Genomic DNA, 14,664 nt, shown 5'->3' on the forward strand with positions numbered 1-14,664 from the left:
ATCACGTTTCGAAGAGATGTGATCACGCAAGTCCAACCGCTGGCATGAACCCTGCATAAACCAATCTAACCGGGTATTCCCCAATCAACCGAAGGTCAAAATGCTTGTTACGCTCGTCGCTATCCTCTGTAATGGCCCGCTTTGTCTTGAAAAAGTCGTCACCAACAGTGAGCAATCTGGCATCACCATGGCCGCCTGCAGTGTAAATGCGCAAATCGGTATCGCCGACTGGCTCTCCAAGGGGCCGTATCACGAGTGGAAGTTGAAGAGCTACAAATGCGTCATGGGCAAATATACGCCCAAGAACGAAGCATAGAGAACGAAGCATAGAGCACGAAGCGTAGAGCGCGAAGCATGAGAGCGTGACGCGTGAGGCGTGCCGCTCCTCCGATCAGGAGCAGTTTCCTGGAAGCGATCTCACCCACGTGTGGGCCAGGCATGGCCCCGGTTTTACGCGCGGCCTTTCACGCCCCGTTAACCTTCGCGCCCTGGCTCGCTGGAAGTTGGCGGCATCGCGCTCTAGGTAGTGCGCAACGCAAATTCTCTCGTTACGGGTGTGTTCGATGATCAGGGATGGCGAATATGCCGTATGGTTTCGGACGCCGCACGGCGAAGGCACCGGGATCGTCTATCTTGCAAATGGCAGGATCTCGGGCCGCGATTGCATGTTCACCTATAGCGGCACTTACGAGATCGACGAAGACAGGTTCACTGCGACGCTGACGACCAAGCGCTACGCCGAAGGCCCGACCACCGTGTTCGGTGTCGATGAGGTCGAGGCAAAGCTGACCGGGGTCTGCAAGGGCGCAACCGCGGTGTGCTCTGGCACCGCGGAGCAAGCGCCGGGCGTGCATTTCGAGGCCACGCTGTTTCCGAGCCCCGAGCCACAGCCGGAGCGCGGCAAACATTTTCCGACCCGCCCCGGCGTGACCAGGCTGCCGCAAAGCCAGACCGACCGCTATCGTCCAGCCAAGCCGTTCGTGGTTGGCTGAGTGAGCCTGCCCTGCCGTTCATCTCGTGATGGCCGAGATGGCGCTGGTGGCACGCATGCCGTTCGATGAACGCGTGTCGCGCCGGCGGCCAATCGTTGCGACAATTCACGCGAGCAGGAAATCTCCGCCGGGCAGAACTTGCCCATCCGCCGTCGCACTGTCCTGACGACGACGCTATCCCGTTGAAATAACTGGCGCACATGGTGGCACACCGATTGCCTTTTGCATCTCGTCACGAATGGGGTGCGACGTGCAGATATCGACGACGATCTCCTCCTATAGCCTTGTTACCGCGAGCACGAAGAACACAGCCTCGAAGAACGTCTCGAGCACTGAGGATCAAGCTTCCACTCAATCCGCTCAAGAAACGTCCCTCGGCAACGATATCGAGGAGGAGTTTCTCAAATACGCCCACATGAACCCGCTCGATCGGATGCGCGCGAACATCCTGAAGAGCATGGGGCTGACCGAAGCCGACCTGCAAAACATGACGCCGCAACAGCGCCAGGCCGTGGAGCAGAAGATCAAGGACCTCCTCGAGCAGGAATTCCACAAGAACGCGGACAAGAAAGGCCAGCTCATCGACGTCTCGGCGTAGCGAGCCGCAACTTCTTCCATCATTCCCGATGCGACGAAAGAAGTTACCGCTTCCTCCGTCATTCCGGGGCGCGCGCAGCGCGAACCCGGAATCCATTTCTCCGTTAGCGCTTGCGGCTCAATGGATTCCGGGCTCATCGCTTCGCGATGCCCCGGAATGACGGCTACTTTGGGTGCGACATAACAACCCGACGGGCAAATCACCAAAAGTATGTCCATCCCTCGCGCAAAAAATATTCCGCTTTCGCCGTCGGGCAAATCAGTGATTTAACTCCGCGCGTCTCACGGCGGATGAGGGGCGGCTCGCGATCGTCACGAACGTTGCGGTGGGATGCGGTGGACGCGATGCATGTGACTGACGAGCATGCGCATCACGGACGGCGAAGTCGTGTGGTTCTGGCGCCCCGACGCTGGCGCTAAGTTCTGTGGATCCAGTATCCGCAGAGTGACGGTGGCAAGAAAGCCCGGTCACCGGGAAGAGCACGAAGTAAGCCGTAAACCACTGCGCAGGGAAAGCCGGTGTTGCTCCGGTTGACCTGTGGTCCTACCCCCGTGCTTTTTGTTGCACGGGGCCCATGGGTGCAACCGGCACCCGGCTTTCCCTGCGCCCTCTTATCTTCAGAGGGTGAAACGAGATGCAAAGCTCGGGCAATCCATGCCGCGAGAACGCGAACTCACATCCTCACGCTGTTTGATATTTGAATCAGCACCTCACCCCACGTCGTCCCGGGCTTGCGCGCCGCGGCGAAGCCCCTTGGCGTAGCCGGGACCCGGGGACCCATAACCACAAGCCCCTGTGATCTGCTCCGCTGCAACCGCTTGCTCGCGCCACAACAACTGCCTGTGGTTATGGGTCCCCGCCTTCGCGGGGACCACCGCGAGAGGACGCGTGCGCGAACCTATCTACCACGCATCACGTGAACTTGGCCTTCACCTTGCCCAGTCCCGCGAGCTCCATCACGACGCTGTCGCCGGCATTGAGCCATATCGTCTTCACCAGACTGCCCGTCAGCACGACCTGCCCGGCGTGCAGGCCCTTGCCTTCGGCGGCGAGATGGTTGGCGAGCCAGGCGAGCGCGTGATGGGGATGGCCGAGCACGTCGGCGCCCGTGCCGCTCGCCGCCTCCTCGCCATTGATGAGAGCGCGGCCCTTGACGTCGTGCAGATCGGGCGCAGTGATGCGCGGCACTGCGGTGCCCAGCACGCAGCCGGCGGCGAAGAAGTCGTCAGCGATGAGCGTCGGCGCGCCCATCGCCTCCCATTTCACATAGCGGTCGTCGACGATCTCGATCGCGGGATGATAGACCGCGACCGCCTCCGCCACCCATTCGGCGGTGAACGGCGCCTCGCTCGGCGCCAGATCCCGCGCCAGCTTCACCGCGATCTCGCATTCGACGCCGACACGGACATAGTCAGCCATCTTGAGCTCGGCGCCGCTCTCATGCACGCCCTTCTCGAACACGCCGCCGCCGCAAGGATGGTGGATCCCGAGATATTCCTGCATCACCGCGCTGGTGCAGCCGATCTTGTAGCCGACGAGCGCGCCGACCTTCGGCAGCAGCAGGTCATGCACCGCGCGCTGGACCTGATAGCCCTCCTCCTCATCGGCCGGCACGAGGTCCACCGGCAGCGCCGCCAGCGGCGCGCGGTTACGGCGAGCGGTGGCGATGGCCTTTGCGGCCGCTGCGATCCTGTCCATGGCCACCTCCCACGTTGCGTTGTCGAGATGGCAATTCAGCACCGCAGCGCGCGCTTGACAAGCGCGTCACATTCGCCCTCACGCCTTGACGAGGCCGAGCCTGATCAGGCTCTCGGCGGTGGCAAGGATCGCCTCGTCATCGCCGCGCGGCGTCCAATTGAGCTTTTCGCGGGCCTTCGCGCTGGTGGAGCGACGGACCTTGCCGAGCATCGGCACGGCATAGCGCAGCACGGGGACGCCCATTGCGGCCAGACGCACCACCCAGTCCGGCGCCTGGAAGCGCGGCACCCGCCACGCGGCGGAACCAAGCTCGCGCCGCAGGAGATTTGCGATATCGAGCATCGACATCGGATCTCCGGCAACTGCGATGAAGCGCTCGCCACGCGCCGCGGGCGAGGTCATCGCGCGCAGATGCAGGTCAGCCACGTCGCGCACGTCGACCACCGCGAAATAAATCCGCGGCACCGCCGGCATCGCGCCGTTGAGCAGCATCTTGATGATGTCGATCGAGCCGGAGAAATCCGGCCCCAGAACCGGCCCGAACACGCCGACGGGATTGACGACGGAAAGCTCCAGCCCGTCGCCCTCTTTCGCGATGAAATCCCAGGCCGCGCGCTCGGCGAGCGTCTTCGACTTGACGTAGGCGAACACATCGTTGCCATGGAGGTTGGTCCAGCTCGTCTCGTCGAACGGCTGTGCCTGCGGCGGATGGCCGTAGCCGATCGCTCCCATCGAGGACGTCACCACGACGCGCTTGACGCCGGCATCGCGCGCGGCCCGCAGCACCCGCAGGGTTCCGTCGCGCGCCGGAATGATCATCTCGTTCTCGTCCCTCGGCACGTTGCTGCTGAGGGGAGAGGCGACATGCAGCACGTAATCGCAACCCGCCACCGCCTCGCGCCAGCCGGCATCCGCGGTAAGATCGGCAGCGAAGAACGACACGCTCTCAGGCGAAGGCGCATGGCCCTGATGCAGCATCGCGAGCACGTCCTTATCGCGCTCCAGCCGGCGCACCGTGGTGCGCACCTGGTGACCCTCGACCAGCAACTGCAGGATGGTGTGCACCCCGATGAAGCCCGATCCACCCGTAACCAAAACGGTGCTCATCCGATGAAGCCTTTCTTCAACCTTCGGCCTCGGAAATTCGCTTCGCCGGCCTGCAATATCCGCATCTGGGCCACTATCTGCGAGAGGACAAGTAGGATGAAATTCGAGACCGGTATGGAAAACAATACCATGTCGCCCCGCGATTCCACCGAATGCGGAGGCTGCGCGCCCGACCCCGCACTGCTCGACGATTTCAAGCACGCCATTCACGCGCTCGGCGGCAAATGGAAACTCGAGATTCTTTTTTCGCTGATGAACGGGGCGGTTCGCTTCGGCGCCCTGCGCCGCTCGCTCGACGGCATCACCCAGCACATGCTGACCGCGCAGCTGCGCGAGCTTGAACGCGACGGCCTGGTTCTTCGCACCGTGCTTGCCGAAAAGCCGCTGCGGGTGGAATACGAATTGACTGATGCCGCTTACGGCCTGCTGCCGGCGTTCCGGGAATTGCTGGTCTGGTCGAAGACCTATGGCTCGCGCGGTCCCGCGGCCGCGCGCGAAGCGACACTCGGAGCCGAACTCGCCTGAATGTCGCTTCGCAGCTTTACCCTACCCGGTCATTCCCAGCGCCCGCCGGATCGCGATCTCGACCGGCGAATAGGCGCCGTCGGGACGGTCGAGCCGATAGGGCTCCGCCAACGGCAGCGCCGGCTGTGCCATGAAGCGTGGCGTCGTGCCCCGATGCCGTTGCGCGGCGTGCACCAAAAAGGGATGGCAGAGATAGACCGTGCCGGCCGCCCCGGTCGCGAGCGCAACCGGACAATCGGCGCCCATCTCGTCCAGCACCATGCGGGCGCGGCCGGCCTCGCCCGCGGGTGCGAGATAGCGCGACATCGGCTGGTGCGAGCCGACCCTGATGCGCGTCGGCGCATCCTGCTCGCCGACGTCGGAGAACAGGAACAGCATCAGCAAGGCGCGCCCGCGCGAGGTGACATTGACGCGCCAGGCCGAGAAATCCCACTGCTTGTGCGGATCGCAATCCTCGCCGGGGAAGCTGAGGTCGACGTGCCAGCCGGCGTCGCCGGGATCGTCGGGGTGCGGAAAGCGCACCGGAAAGGTGCCGATATCCTGTCGCGGCCACCAGCGGCCTCTCCCGACGATCTGGTCGAGCGCGGCGTGCAGGAGCGGCGTGTTGATCGCCTGCCGGAACGGTGGCTGGCCATAGAAGCCCAGTCGCACTACCGGGCGTATCCATGTGGCCGGCTCGTGCTGCCGGCACGGCAAGTCGCGCCACAGGATGGCGCGCGCCTCCTCCGCAAGCTCACGGGGAAAAGCGTCGTCGATCCTGACGAAGCCGTGTTCGATGAATTGGGCAATTTGCGCGTCGCTGAGCGTACGCGCGCGTTCGTGGTCGGTCATGATGATGATCTCTCAAGCAGTCGCCAGACGTCATTGCGCTGCGCCATGCAGCGACGGTCCGGCTCAATCGGTCGGGTGGAATGCCGCAAGCAGCGGCGGCCGGGGTCAGCGCCCCCGGGGTCAGCGACCCAGCAAGAAGACCGAAGCGATGTTGAGAATGGATTTCATCATGTCGGCGCGAAACTACCCCCGCCAGATGGCGGTTTCAATGGGACCGCCGCGAACCCAACCCTACTCGTCGCGATAGACTTTTTCGCGCTTCTCGTGGCGCTCCTGGGCCTCGACCGAGAGCGTTGCGATCGGACGAGCCTCGAGCCGCTTGAGGGAGATCGGCTCGCCGGTCTCCTCGCAATAGCCGTAGGTGTTGTCCTCGATGCGCTGCAGTGCGGCATCGATCTTGGAGATCAGCTTGCGCTGGCGGTCGCGGGCGCGCAGCTCGATCGCACGGTCGGTCTCGGAGGAGGCACGGTCGGCAAGGTCGGGGTGGTTGACGTTCTCTTCCTGCAAGGTCTGCAGCGTGAGCTTCGATTCGCGGAGGATCTCATCCTTCCAGGCCAGCAGCTTGGCGCGGAAATAATCGCGCTGACGCTCGTTCATGAAAGGCTCTTTTTCAGAAGGCCGGTAGTTCTTCAGCTTTTCCAAAGGCAGTCCATGTCCCTGTCAGGCGGACGGAAACGGGTGATCCGCGCGGCGCCTTATATAGCTACCTCATGTGACAGACAATATCGGCGCAGCCGCTCCAAACCGCCATTTCCGCCCCCTTGCACAGGCAAGTTGGCCCCGGTGATCCGGGACCAGCCCGCCAGTTCGTCTGCCGCCAACAGGCCCGGGAATGAAGGGGCCGGATCAGCCCTTTTTGCTGAGCGGACGGGAATTAAATCCGCGCCGACCAGACCCAGGCGAATCGCTGTCGAGGCAACCGGCCTTAGGCCTGCCCTGCCTTGGCGAGCTCGACTTCGACGCGAAGCTCGATCTCGGACAGGACGGCATCGAGGCCGGGATCGCCGGACGAGGATTTCAGGCTGGCGGCGGCATCGCGCAGCCGCGCGACCGTTGCCGCTTCCAGATTGCCGGCCAGGAGGCCGATCTTGAGTTCGTCGAGCACATCGAGCGCGCCGCGGCCCCGCGCGACCGAGCGCTTGCGGCGTTCCATGGGATCCTCGACCCCCTGCAGCGCGAGCAGCGCGTCGATATTGGCGGCGGCCTTCGGCGCGGCGCCGGAGCGGACCTCGCCCGCTTCCGTCGAGGGTTCCGGCAGCGAAAAGCCGGTCGAGCTGCTGCGCCGCGTGCCGTTCGCGGGCGTTCCAAGCGTGGTGCCGTTCGGTCCTAAGATGCGCATCATCGATGATCCCGCGGGCGTGCTGGATGGAACCTTCGCCCCCTTATGGTTAACGGCCCGTAAACGACCCGGCAAAATCTGCCGCCGGCCGGCAGTTTCGACTCCGTCGGAAAACTGCGCGAAAATGACGATCACACAATTTCACTCAAGATATCAACGATTTGATCGACAGATCCACCATGGCACAGCACTCGCATAATGAACGGGGCGGATCGCCCGCTATGGGAGTGGCGTGCCGGTCCGATGGAAGACCTCGAGGGGAGCACAGGGATGCCCGGCATCCGTTCGGCACACTATTTCGCAGCCGCCTGCGCCGCGTGGCTGGCGCTCGCGCTGACCGTTTTGCCGGCCGGCGCGACGTCGCGGATCAAGGACCTCGCCAATATCGAAGGCGTGCGGCAGAATCAGTTGATCGGCTACGGCCTCGTGGTCGGCCTCAACGGCACCGGCGATACGCTCAACAACATCCCCTTCACCAAGCAATCGCTGCAGGCGATGCTGGAACGGATGGGCGTCAACATCCGCGGCGCCACCATCCGCACCGGCAACGTCGCCGCCGTGATGGTCACCGGCAATCTGCCCGCCTTCGGCACCCAGGGCACGCGGATGGACGTCACCGTCTCCGCGCTCGGCGACGCCAAGGACCTGCGTGGCGGCACCCTGCTCGTCACCCCCCTCCTCGGCGCCGACGGCAATGTCTACGCGGTCGCGCAAGGCACCCTCGCGATCTCCGGGTTCCAGGCCGAAGGCGAAGCCGCCAAGATCGTGCGCGGCGTTCCGACCGTCGGCCGCATCGCCAACGGCGCGATCATCGAGCGCGAGATCGAGTTCACGCTCAACCGCCTGCCCAATGTCCGCCTCGCGCTGCGCAACGCCGACTTCACCACCGCCAAGCGCATCGCAGCGGCGGTGAACGATTTCCTCGGGGTCAAGACCGCCGAGCCGATCGATCCCTCGACCGTGCAGCTCAACATCCCGCCGGAGTTCAAGGGCAACGTCGTCGCCTTCCTGACCGAGATCGAGCAATTGCAGGTCGATCCGGATCTTGCCGCCAAGATCGTGATCGACGAGCGCTCCGGCATCATCGTGATGGGCCGCGACGTTCGTGTCGCCACCGTCGCGGTGGCGCAAGGCAATCTCACGGTGTCGATCTCCGAAACTCCGCAAGTGAGCCAGCCCAACCCGCTGTCGCAGGGACGGACGGTGGTGACGCCGCGCTCGAATGTGCAGGTTACCGAAGACGGCAAGAAGTTCGCCGTCGTGAAGGACGGCGTCTCGCTGCAACAACTCGTTGACGGCCTCAACGGACTAGGCATCGGCCCGCGCGACCTGATCAGCATCCTGCAGGCGATCAAGGCTGCCGGCGCGATCCAGGCCGACATCGAGGTGATGTGATGCAGAGCGGATTTGTCGACGCCATCACCAATCCCTACCACGCGCCGCGCAGCAACGGCCGCAACGATCCGCAACTCGCGGACGCGCTGACGAAGGTCTCGCCGGAAATGCAGGCGAAGGCCCGCGCCAAGGCGCAGGATTTCGAGGCGCTGTTCCTCAATTCGATGTTTTCGCAGATGACGAGCGGCATCAAGGGCGAAGGCCCGTTCGGCGATACGCCCGGCACCGGCGTGTGGCGTTCGATGCTGACGGAAGAATATTCGAAATCGTTCGCGAAATCCGGCGGCGTCGGCATTTCCAACGAAGTGTTCCGCACGCTGATCCTGCAGCAGGCTGGCGGCGCCAGCTAAATTCGAGGAGAACCGCACAAGATGAACCAGCGTCTTCAACCGCGGCCGGCGCCGGCGCAGCCCGCCAAATCCGCAACCGCGACACCCGCCGAAATCCGTAAGCTCGCGGAAGATCTGATGGACGTGATGAGCGCACTGCTCGGCATCGTCGAGCGCGAGACCGAACTGGTTCGCGCCGGCAAGGTGCGGGAGGCGATGATGCTGGAATCACAGAAATCGGAATTGTCGCGCCGCTACGTGGTCGCGGTCGAGAATGTGAAGGCCGCGCAGAAGGTGCTGTCACAGGTGGTCCCCGATCTCTTGAACGCGCTGCGCCGCCATCACGACACCTTCCGCGCCATGCTGCAGGTCAACCTCACCGTTCTCGCCACTGCGCATGCGGTGTCCGAGGGCATCGTGCGCGGCGTCAACAGCGAGATCCAGCGCCGCAACATGCCGAACACCTACACCGCGGCCGGCCGGCGCGCCGCACCCGGACCGCGCCACATCACGCCGCTCGCGGTCAGCCGGTCGCTTTAAACTCGGGCGACTTCATTAAAATTGTCGCGCAAGCGTAAGCGCGGCGTTCAGCGCGTTCCCTAACAACCTATTGAGAGGTGTGGCCTATAGTTGCGGTTTATGGAGGGTTGGGATTTGACTCGAAGCATTAGCTAGTGCGCAGGCACTAGGAGGCTGCAATGAGTACAGATTTCAGCATCAAGCCGGTCGGGGTGCCGGTTGCGGCGCCGATCACCGCCCCCGTCAGCGAGGCGGCGCAGAATGCCGTCCAAACCGAGCTGCCGCCGAGCCGGAGCGTCACCGCGGCGGACGCAGGCGCGCGCGCCGGCATCAATTCCAATGTCGTCAACGCCTCCGTTTCCAACCAGGTCATTATCGATCGCGACGCCGCTTCCGTCGTCTACCAGGTCGTCGACAACCGCACGAGCCAGGTGGTGAGGCAGTTTCCCGAAGAGGCGGTGCTGCGCCGCCGCGCCTATTTCCGCGCGCTCGACCTCACGAAGGAAGCGCCGACGCGTCTCGGCGCCACCGACCGCAGGGCCTGACGCTCAACCCTGACGGCTCGCGTAAGCCTGGTCGAGATAGGTCGCCCCGGTCGCAGGATCGTTTACGACATTCTTGATCAGCGCCGTGCCGATCGAGGTCAGCGTGAACTTGGTATCGCCGACCCGGAACGACTGATCCTTGATCAGGACCTCCTGGTACTTGCTGGTGCCCTCGCTCTGGTAGTGCACCTTGGCGCGGAAGCCCGTGACGTTCGTGACCTGGATCTTGAACGACTTGTTGTTGGCGTATTTGCCGGTCCAGCTCCCCTCGTAGAGCTCGGGATCGACAGCCACATAGGGCGTCTTGGAGGGAACGTTCAGCCCGACGGCCTTATAGTTGGCCGCCAGGATGCTCATCATGTCGGCCATCCCAGCCGCTCCGCTTGCCTAGCCGCGACCGGCGAGGCCGGCGGCGAGGTTGCAGTTGATGTCGATCAGCGACTTCAGCTTCGCCGGATCCGGATTGATCTGCATCTCGACCGTCTGCTTCATCACGAACACGCCGATATTGGTGATGTTCTGGCGCACTTCGAGCGGCTGCGGATTGTCATTGGCCTGCGCCGCGCTCATGAAGATCGACCACAGGCGGCGATTGAACAGCAGCGCGTTCTGCATCGCCTTGTCGGGCCCATTCCAGTTCGCCTGGACTTCCTGAAGCTGTCGTGCAGCCTTTAACAGCGCCTGCGCTTCGATTTCACGGGGGGATGCCGTTGTGGTTGACGTACGTGCGTAGGCCTGAGCTGCATTCGACATTCACGAACCTCGGTGGGAGCGGTTTGCAGGACCGCGGGACCTCAAAAATTGCCCAACTTTCATACAGACCGTGCCTTTAAATATGGTTAGCGGCGGTTACCAAATGTGTCCGTTTTCCGGCGGAGGCCGCCACGCCACACCTTAACCAAAACGAAGACGGCGGGGTTTCCCCCGCCGTCTTGCGCCGTTGTTGATCTGGCGAGGCTACGCTTAGCGGAGCAACTGCAGCACGCTCTGCTGGCTCTGGTTGGCGAGCGCCAGCGCCGACACCGCGATCGACTGGCGGGTCGACAGCGCCTGGCTGTTGGCCGCCTCCTCGTTGGTGTCGGCCAGCGTCAGGTTGGACGAGCCGGTCTGCAGCACGTTGATCAGGTTCTTGGAGAAGTCCTGACGGATCTGCACGATCGACAGGTTCGAACCGAAGGCCGACGCCTGGGCACGCAGTGTGCTGCTGGCGTTGTTGAGGCCGCTCACCACCTTCTGCACGGAGTCGTTGTCCTTGAAGTCGCCAGCCGCCAGCGACGCAAGGCCGAGGCCCGCGGCGTTGAAGTTGACGCCCTTCACGTCGAGCTTCGACGATCCGGTTTCATTGAAGGTCAGGCTCAGCGTGTCGCCGGTAAGCAGGTTGACGCCGTTGAACGAAGCATCCTGCGCCGTGGTCGTGATCTGATCCAGGATGTTGTTGAACTGCGTCACCAGATTATCGCGGGCCTGGGACGAAGCCGCATCGACCACCGGCGCATTGATCGTCACGCCGTTGAACAGATTGCCGGCGAGCGTCGAGGTGCCGCCGATCGTGCCGATCGTGGCGGAAGCCGCGTCGTTCGACGTGGTGATCGTCAACGTGCCGTTCTGAGCCAGGGTGGCCTGCAGGTTATCAGCCGCAAGCTTCTCGTTGAGGTCGTTGAGGCTCTTCACGGTACCGCCGGTGCCGTCACCGAAGGTGATGGTGGTGGCGGTGCCGCCGCCGACGCTGCCGAACGACAGGGTCTGGCCGATCAGGGACGACGCGCTCGGCGTGCGCGCCTGGCTGACCGAGATGGCGGCGTTGGCGCCGCTGCCGCTCGCCGTGCCGAGGCCGAGCGCCTGAAGCGCAAGGGCGGCGTTGCCGTTCGCCGTGATCATCAGGTCCGCCGCAGCCCCCGTGTGCAACTGCACCTTGCCGAGGGCATCAACGTTCGACGCGACGGCGGAGCCGCCGGTGTTGCCAGTTGCCGTATCGATTGCACTGAGCAAGGCCGAGACGTTGCTGTCGATCGCGATGTGAGTGGCGTCGTTGGTGGTCCCGGCCGCGGTGAACTGGATGTCCGTGCCATTGACCGTGATCTTGTCGCCAATCTGGAAGGCCGTGGACAGCGCATCGCTGCTCGACGAAGCAGCGCCGGAGAGCAACGTGCTTCCCGTGATCAGCGGCGACGGCGGCGCCGTGCGAGCGATGGTGTTGACGCCTGCGGTGGGAGCGGTCGGGGTCGCAGCACCATTGACCGTGATGCTGTCGAGACCGAGCTTGTGCAGGATGCTGCCGTTGCCGCTGCCGCTGCCGCCGAGGGTGATATCCGCACCAGTGCTGCTCGTCAGGTTGATCTTGCCGGTGGCGTCGATGGAGGCCGTGCCGCCGGTGGCCTGGCCGATCGCGGTCAGCAGGTCGCCCAGCGTGCCGCTGGAGAGGCTGATCGAGAGGTCGTTGCCGGCGATCGAACCCGTGGTGGTGCCGCCACTGTGGAACGTGATCGTCTTGTTGTTGACGACCAGGTAGTCGGTTGCAGTGATGGCCAGGTCGAGGGTCGGCTTGCCGCCGGGAACGGCGGGACCACCAAGCCGCGTGGTCGCATCGGGTGTGGCAGGCGTCGTGCTGCCGGCGGTCGGATTCTGGCTCACGCCCGCCGCGGGGAGCCCGAGCGCCGTAAGTGCACCCGCCGCGGGTGCTCGTGATCGAGAGCGGGGTGTTGCCGGTGTGCAGCGTGATGACACCGCCCGAGATCGTTGACGTCTGGCCATTGGCCTTCGCGCCGCTGAGCGTGTCGATCGCGTCGAGCAGGTCAGTGACCGAGGAGTTGATGCCCAGGGAGTAGGAAGTGCCGGAGCCGCTCAAGCCGCCACTGAGGCCGAACGTGATCGTCTTGCCGTTGACCGTGAGTTGGTCGCCGGACTGGAACGCCGTCTGGAGCACCGAGGTGCCGATGGCAGGCGTTCCGCCCAGCAGCGTCGCGCCGCTCAGCGTCGCCGTGCTCGGCGTGCTGCTGCGGACCGTCGTACCGGGACTGAGGCCGAGCTCGGTAAGCGGCGAGCCCGTGCCGTCGACAATGACAAGGTCCGTGGTCAGACCGGTGCTGATGTTGAGTGCGCCCGTAGTCGCATCGATCGAGGACGCGTTGGCTCCGCTCGCACCGGTGATGGTGTCGATCGCGGTGAGCAGGGCATTGACGTTCTGGTCCAAACCGATGGTCCAGTTGCCGCTGCCGTCAGCGCTCGCAGCGCCGCTTGTGACGAACGCGATCGTCTTGCCGTTGACGGTGAAGCTATCGCCGTTTTGCGGCGCGGCGGCGTTGCCGGCACCGTCCGTCAAAGCGGAGAGCAGCGTCGTTCCCGCGGCGGCTGCGTTGGAGGCGCCAGTCTTGAGCGCGGTGCCGATCTTGGTGTTGTTGGCATAAACTGCCGTATCGGCAGTCGCCGCAGTGCCGACGTAAGTGGCGTCGGTGCCGATCGTCGTCGTGGCGGTGATCGCGGCGCCGATACCGGTCGAGGCGCTATAGTTCGTCAACTGGTTGTTGGTCGCGGCCACACCGGTGAAGGTCGTGTCGGCGGGCGGGCCATTGCCGAGCAGGTTGTCGGCGGTGGCGCCGTTGATGCTCACGCTGAAATTGGCCTTGGAGGAATAACCAATGGTCGACTGCAAAGCCTGGGTCGCGACCGACTTGGCGCTGTCGACCAGCTTCTGCAGCGAGGTGATGCCGGTGTTGGCGGCCTGAAGCACCTGCACACCGTTGCCGATACCATCGAGCAGGTTGTTGATGTCGCTGGCGCGGTTGTCCAGCGAGGTGGCGGTGAAGAAGTTGGTCGGGTTATCGAGGGCCGAGTTGACCTTCTTGCCCGTGGAAAGGCGGCTTTGGGTGGTGGCGAGCAGATCTGCAGTCGACTGCAGCGAGAGGAGGTTCTGGCGGACCGATGCCGAAAGAACAATGCCGGACATTTTTCATACCTTTCTGGTGTGAAACAGGAACAAGTCGGTTCCAATCGTTTTTGATCGGACGACGGCTCACCTTGGAACCAACCCTCTAAGAAAAAATGAATCTTCTCGGCGGCATTTCAGGCCATCGCAGCAGCATGAAAGTACTACGTAACGATGGAGATGCTCCGAAATACTACTGAATTAGCCGTACTTTCGGACAGAAGGGCGAGCCGAGCAGAAACGGCATTTACCAACCGTTAACCATGATCGGAAAGGATTGCAGCGCGATCGGCCGCCATCGGTCTTAACGGCGGGTGCGAGCCAGACATGATTCGATTTCGTCGCAACGACGCATCGCGCGGGAATGGCGGCAAAGGAGAATGGAATGGCATTGAAGGTCGAGCTGAAGCCGAACGAGCGGATCATTATCGGCTCCTGCGTGGTCACCAACACCGATCAGCGCGCCCGCCTGCTGATCGACGGCGACAAGATCCCGATCCTGCGCGAGAAGGACATCCTGACGCCGGAGACGGCTGATACGCCGGCCAAGCTGGTCTATCTCGCGGTGCAGCTAATGTATCTCTCGCCCGACCCGATGGCGCACCATCCGACCTATTTCAGCCTGGTGCGCGACATCATCACGGCTATGCCAAGCGGCTGGCCATTCATCGAAAACATCAACAACCACATCCTCAACGGCGATCTCTATCACGCGCTGAAGGAGTCGAAGAAGCTGATCGCACACGAAGAGGCCCTGCTGCAAAGCGCAAGGAAGATCGACGCCCCCGTTCAGGAGGACGACCGCAAGTCCGCGTGAGGCGATCAGCACGATCGAGGAAAAAGGCCTCCGAAAGGGAGGCCTTT

The 14,664-nt window shown here is 63.6% G+C and carries 16 protein-coding genes and 1 pseudogene; 9 read left to right on the forward strand and 8 right to left on the reverse strand.

The window, feature by feature from the left end; translation table 11 throughout:
- Positions 1 to 100: 100 nt before the first annotated feature.
- From ACVJGD_RS12910 to ACVJGD_RS12920, 3 genes are all read left to right on the forward strand, one after another.
- The gene (locus tag ACVJGD_RS12910) at positions 101 to 316 is read left to right on the forward strand and encodes a hypothetical protein (protein WP_028163567.1); all 216 of its coding nucleotides are present in this window, start codon (positions 101 to 103) and stop codon (positions 314 to 316) included.
- A gap of 247 nt (positions 317 to 563) precedes the next feature.
- Entirely contained in the window at positions 564 to 992 is a 429-nt protein-coding gene (locus ACVJGD_RS12915) for a hypothetical protein (RefSeq protein WP_456634691.1), read from the forward strand.
- Positions 993 to 1,242: 250 nt separating this feature from the next.
- Positions 1,243 to 1,590, forward strand: a complete 348-nt coding sequence (locus ACVJGD_RS12920; RefSeq protein WP_456634692.1) for a hypothetical protein — start codon at positions 1,243 to 1,245, stop codon at positions 1,588 to 1,590.
- 912 nt (positions 1,591 to 2,502) lie between these two features.
- On the opposite strand, the gene ACVJGD_RS12925 is transcribed toward ACVJGD_RS12920, so the two are convergent.
- Together ACVJGD_RS12925 and ACVJGD_RS12930 are read right to left on the reverse strand one after the other, a co-directional pair.
- The gene (locus tag ACVJGD_RS12925; protein ID WP_456634693.1) at positions 2,503 to 3,288 is read right to left on the reverse strand and encodes a 2-keto-4-pentenoate hydratase; all 786 of its coding nucleotides are present in this window, start codon (positions 3,286 to 3,288) and stop codon (positions 2,503 to 2,505) included.
- Positions 3,289 to 3,366: 78 nt separating this feature from the next.
- Positions 3,367 to 4,395 (reverse strand): SDR family oxidoreductase, encoded by a 1,029-nt coding sequence (locus ACVJGD_RS12930; protein WP_456634694.1) that lies wholly within the window; start codon positions 4,393 to 4,395, stop codon positions 3,367 to 3,369.
- A 96-nt stretch (positions 4,396 to 4,491) separates the two neighbouring features.
- On the opposite strand from ACVJGD_RS12930, the gene ACVJGD_RS12935 reads away from it, so the two are divergent.
- Positions 4,492 to 4,920 carry a winged helix-turn-helix transcriptional regulator gene (locus ACVJGD_RS12935; protein WP_456634695.1) on the forward strand — a complete coding sequence of 143 codons (429 nt, stop codon included), beginning with the start codon at positions 4,492 to 4,494 and terminating at the stop codon, positions 4,918 to 4,920.
- A gap of 21 nt (positions 4,921 to 4,941) precedes the next feature.
- Here the strand turns inward: ACVJGD_RS12935 and ACVJGD_RS12940 are convergent, their stop codons facing one another.
- From ACVJGD_RS12940 to ACVJGD_RS12950, 3 genes are all read right to left on the reverse strand, one after another.
- Positions 4,942 to 5,751, reverse strand: a complete 810-nt coding sequence (locus ACVJGD_RS12940) for a phytanoyl-CoA dioxygenase (RefSeq protein WP_456634696.1) — start codon at positions 5,749 to 5,751, stop codon at positions 4,942 to 4,944.
- 231 nt (positions 5,752 to 5,982) lie between these two features.
- Positions 5,983 to 6,348, reverse strand: a complete 366-nt coding sequence (dksA, locus tag ACVJGD_RS12945; protein ID WP_196237262.1) for an RNA polymerase-binding protein DksA — start codon at positions 6,346 to 6,348, stop codon at positions 5,983 to 5,985.
- Between the two features lie 328 nt (positions 6,349 to 6,676).
- On the reverse strand, positions 6,677 to 7,090 hold the full coding sequence (locus ACVJGD_RS12950) for a flagellar assembly protein FliX (protein WP_456640245.1): 414 nt from the start codon (positions 7,088 to 7,090) through the stop codon (positions 6,677 to 6,679).
- A 270-nt stretch (positions 7,091 to 7,360) separates the two neighbouring features.
- On the opposite strand from ACVJGD_RS12950, the gene ACVJGD_RS12955 reads away from it, so the two are divergent.
- From ACVJGD_RS12955 to ACVJGD_RS12970, 4 genes are all read left to right on the forward strand, one after another.
- The gene (locus ACVJGD_RS12955) at positions 7,361 to 8,485 is read left to right on the forward strand and encodes a flagellar basal body P-ring protein FlgI (RefSeq protein WP_456634697.1); all 1,125 of its coding nucleotides are present in this window, start codon (positions 7,361 to 7,363) and stop codon (positions 8,483 to 8,485) included.
- Positions 8,485 to 8,835 (forward strand): flagellar assembly peptidoglycan hydrolase FlgJ, encoded by a 351-nt coding sequence (flgJ, locus tag ACVJGD_RS12960; RefSeq protein ID WP_456634698.1) that lies wholly within the window; start codon positions 8,485 to 8,487, stop codon positions 8,833 to 8,835. Before ACVJGD_RS12955 ends, flgJ begins: the two co-directional genes overlap by 1 nt.
- Before the next feature lie 21 nt (positions 8,836 to 8,856).
- Positions 8,857 to 9,354, forward strand: a complete 498-nt coding sequence (locus tag ACVJGD_RS12965; protein WP_456634699.1) for a hypothetical protein — start codon at positions 8,857 to 8,859, stop codon at positions 9,352 to 9,354.
- Between the two features lie 158 nt (positions 9,355 to 9,512).
- A complete protein-coding gene (locus tag ACVJGD_RS12970; protein WP_456634700.1) occupies positions 9,513 to 9,878 on the forward strand; it encodes a flagellar protein FlaG in 366 nt (121 codons plus the stop codon).
- 3 nt (positions 9,879 to 9,881) lie between these two features.
- Here the strand turns inward: ACVJGD_RS12970 and ACVJGD_RS12975 are convergent, their stop codons facing one another.
- From ACVJGD_RS12975 to ACVJGD_RS12985, 3 genes and pseudogenes are all read right to left on the reverse strand, one after another.
- Positions 9,882 to 10,247 (reverse strand): hypothetical protein, encoded by a 366-nt coding sequence (locus tag ACVJGD_RS12975; protein WP_456634701.1) that lies wholly within the window; start codon positions 10,245 to 10,247, stop codon positions 9,882 to 9,884.
- An 18-nt stretch (positions 10,248 to 10,265) separates the two neighbouring features.
- On the reverse strand, positions 10,266 to 10,631 hold the full coding sequence (flaF, locus tag ACVJGD_RS12980; RefSeq protein WP_027579975.1) for a flagellar biosynthesis regulator FlaF: 366 nt from the start codon (positions 10,629 to 10,631) through the stop codon (positions 10,266 to 10,268).
- A 210-nt stretch (positions 10,632 to 10,841) separates the two neighbouring features.
- Positions 10,842 to 13,821: pseudogene (locus ACVJGD_RS12985) on the reverse strand (flagellin N-terminal helical domain-containing protein).
- Between the two features lie 364 nt (positions 13,822 to 14,185).
- Between ACVJGD_RS12985 and flbT the strand changes: the two are divergent.
- Positions 14,186 to 14,617, forward strand: a complete 432-nt coding sequence (gene flbT, locus ACVJGD_RS12990) for a flagellar biosynthesis repressor FlbT (protein WP_456634702.1) — start codon at positions 14,186 to 14,188, stop codon at positions 14,615 to 14,617.
- Positions 14,618 to 14,664 lie beyond the last annotated feature (47 nt).

The organism is Bradyrhizobium sp. USDA 10063 (genome assembly GCF_054063735.1).

Excerpts from the sequence above, each read along its gene's own strand:
- ACVJGD_RS12910 (WP_028163567.1), top strand. The coding sequence starts at position 101 with ATGCTTGTTACGCTCGTCGCTATCCTCTGTAATGGCCCGCTTTGTCTT.
- ACVJGD_RS12915 (WP_456634691.1), top strand. The coding sequence starts at position 564 with ATGATCAGGGATGGCGAATATGCCGTATGGTTTCGGACGCCGCACGGC.
- ACVJGD_RS12925 (WP_456634693.1), bottom strand. The coding sequence starts at position 3,288 with ATGGACAGGATCGCAGCGGCCGCAAAGGCCATCGCCACCGCTCGCCGT.
- ACVJGD_RS12930 (WP_456634694.1), bottom strand. The coding sequence starts at position 4,395 with ATGAGCACCGTTTTGGTTACGGGTGGATCGGGCTTCATCGGGGTGCAC.
- ACVJGD_RS12935 (WP_456634695.1), top strand. The coding sequence starts at position 4,492 with ATGAAATTCGAGACCGGTATGGAAAACAATACCATGTCGCCCCGCGAT.
- ACVJGD_RS12940 (WP_456634696.1), bottom strand. The coding sequence starts at position 5,751 with ATGACCGACCACGAACGCGCGCGTACGCTCAGCGACGCGCAAATTGCC.
- dksA (WP_196237262.1), bottom strand. The coding sequence starts at position 6,348 with ATGAACGAGCGTCAGCGCGATTATTTCCGCGCCAAGCTGCTGGCCTGG.
- ACVJGD_RS12950 (WP_456640245.1), bottom strand. The coding sequence starts at position 7,090 with ATGCGCATCTTAGGACCGAACGGCACCACGCTTGGAACGCCCGCGAAC.
- ACVJGD_RS12955 (WP_456634697.1), top strand. The coding sequence starts at position 7,361 with ATGCCCGGCATCCGTTCGGCACACTATTTCGCAGCCGCCTGCGCCGCG.
- flgJ (WP_456634698.1), top strand. The coding sequence starts at position 8,485 with ATGCAGAGCGGATTTGTCGACGCCATCACCAATCCCTACCACGCGCCG.
- ACVJGD_RS12965 (WP_456634699.1), top strand. The coding sequence starts at position 8,857 with ATGAACCAGCGTCTTCAACCGCGGCCGGCGCCGGCGCAGCCCGCCAAA.
- ACVJGD_RS12970 (WP_456634700.1), top strand. The coding sequence starts at position 9,513 with ATGAGTACAGATTTCAGCATCAAGCCGGTCGGGGTGCCGGTTGCGGCG.
- ACVJGD_RS12975 (WP_456634701.1), bottom strand. The coding sequence starts at position 10,247 with ATGGCCGACATGATGAGCATCCTGGCGGCCAACTATAAGGCCGTCGGG.
- flaF (WP_027579975.1), bottom strand. The coding sequence starts at position 10,631 with ATGTCGAATGCAGCTCAGGCCTACGCACGTACGTCAACCACAACGGCA.
- flbT (WP_456634702.1), top strand. The coding sequence starts at position 14,186 with ATGGCATTGAAGGTCGAGCTGAAGCCGAACGAGCGGATCATTATCGGC.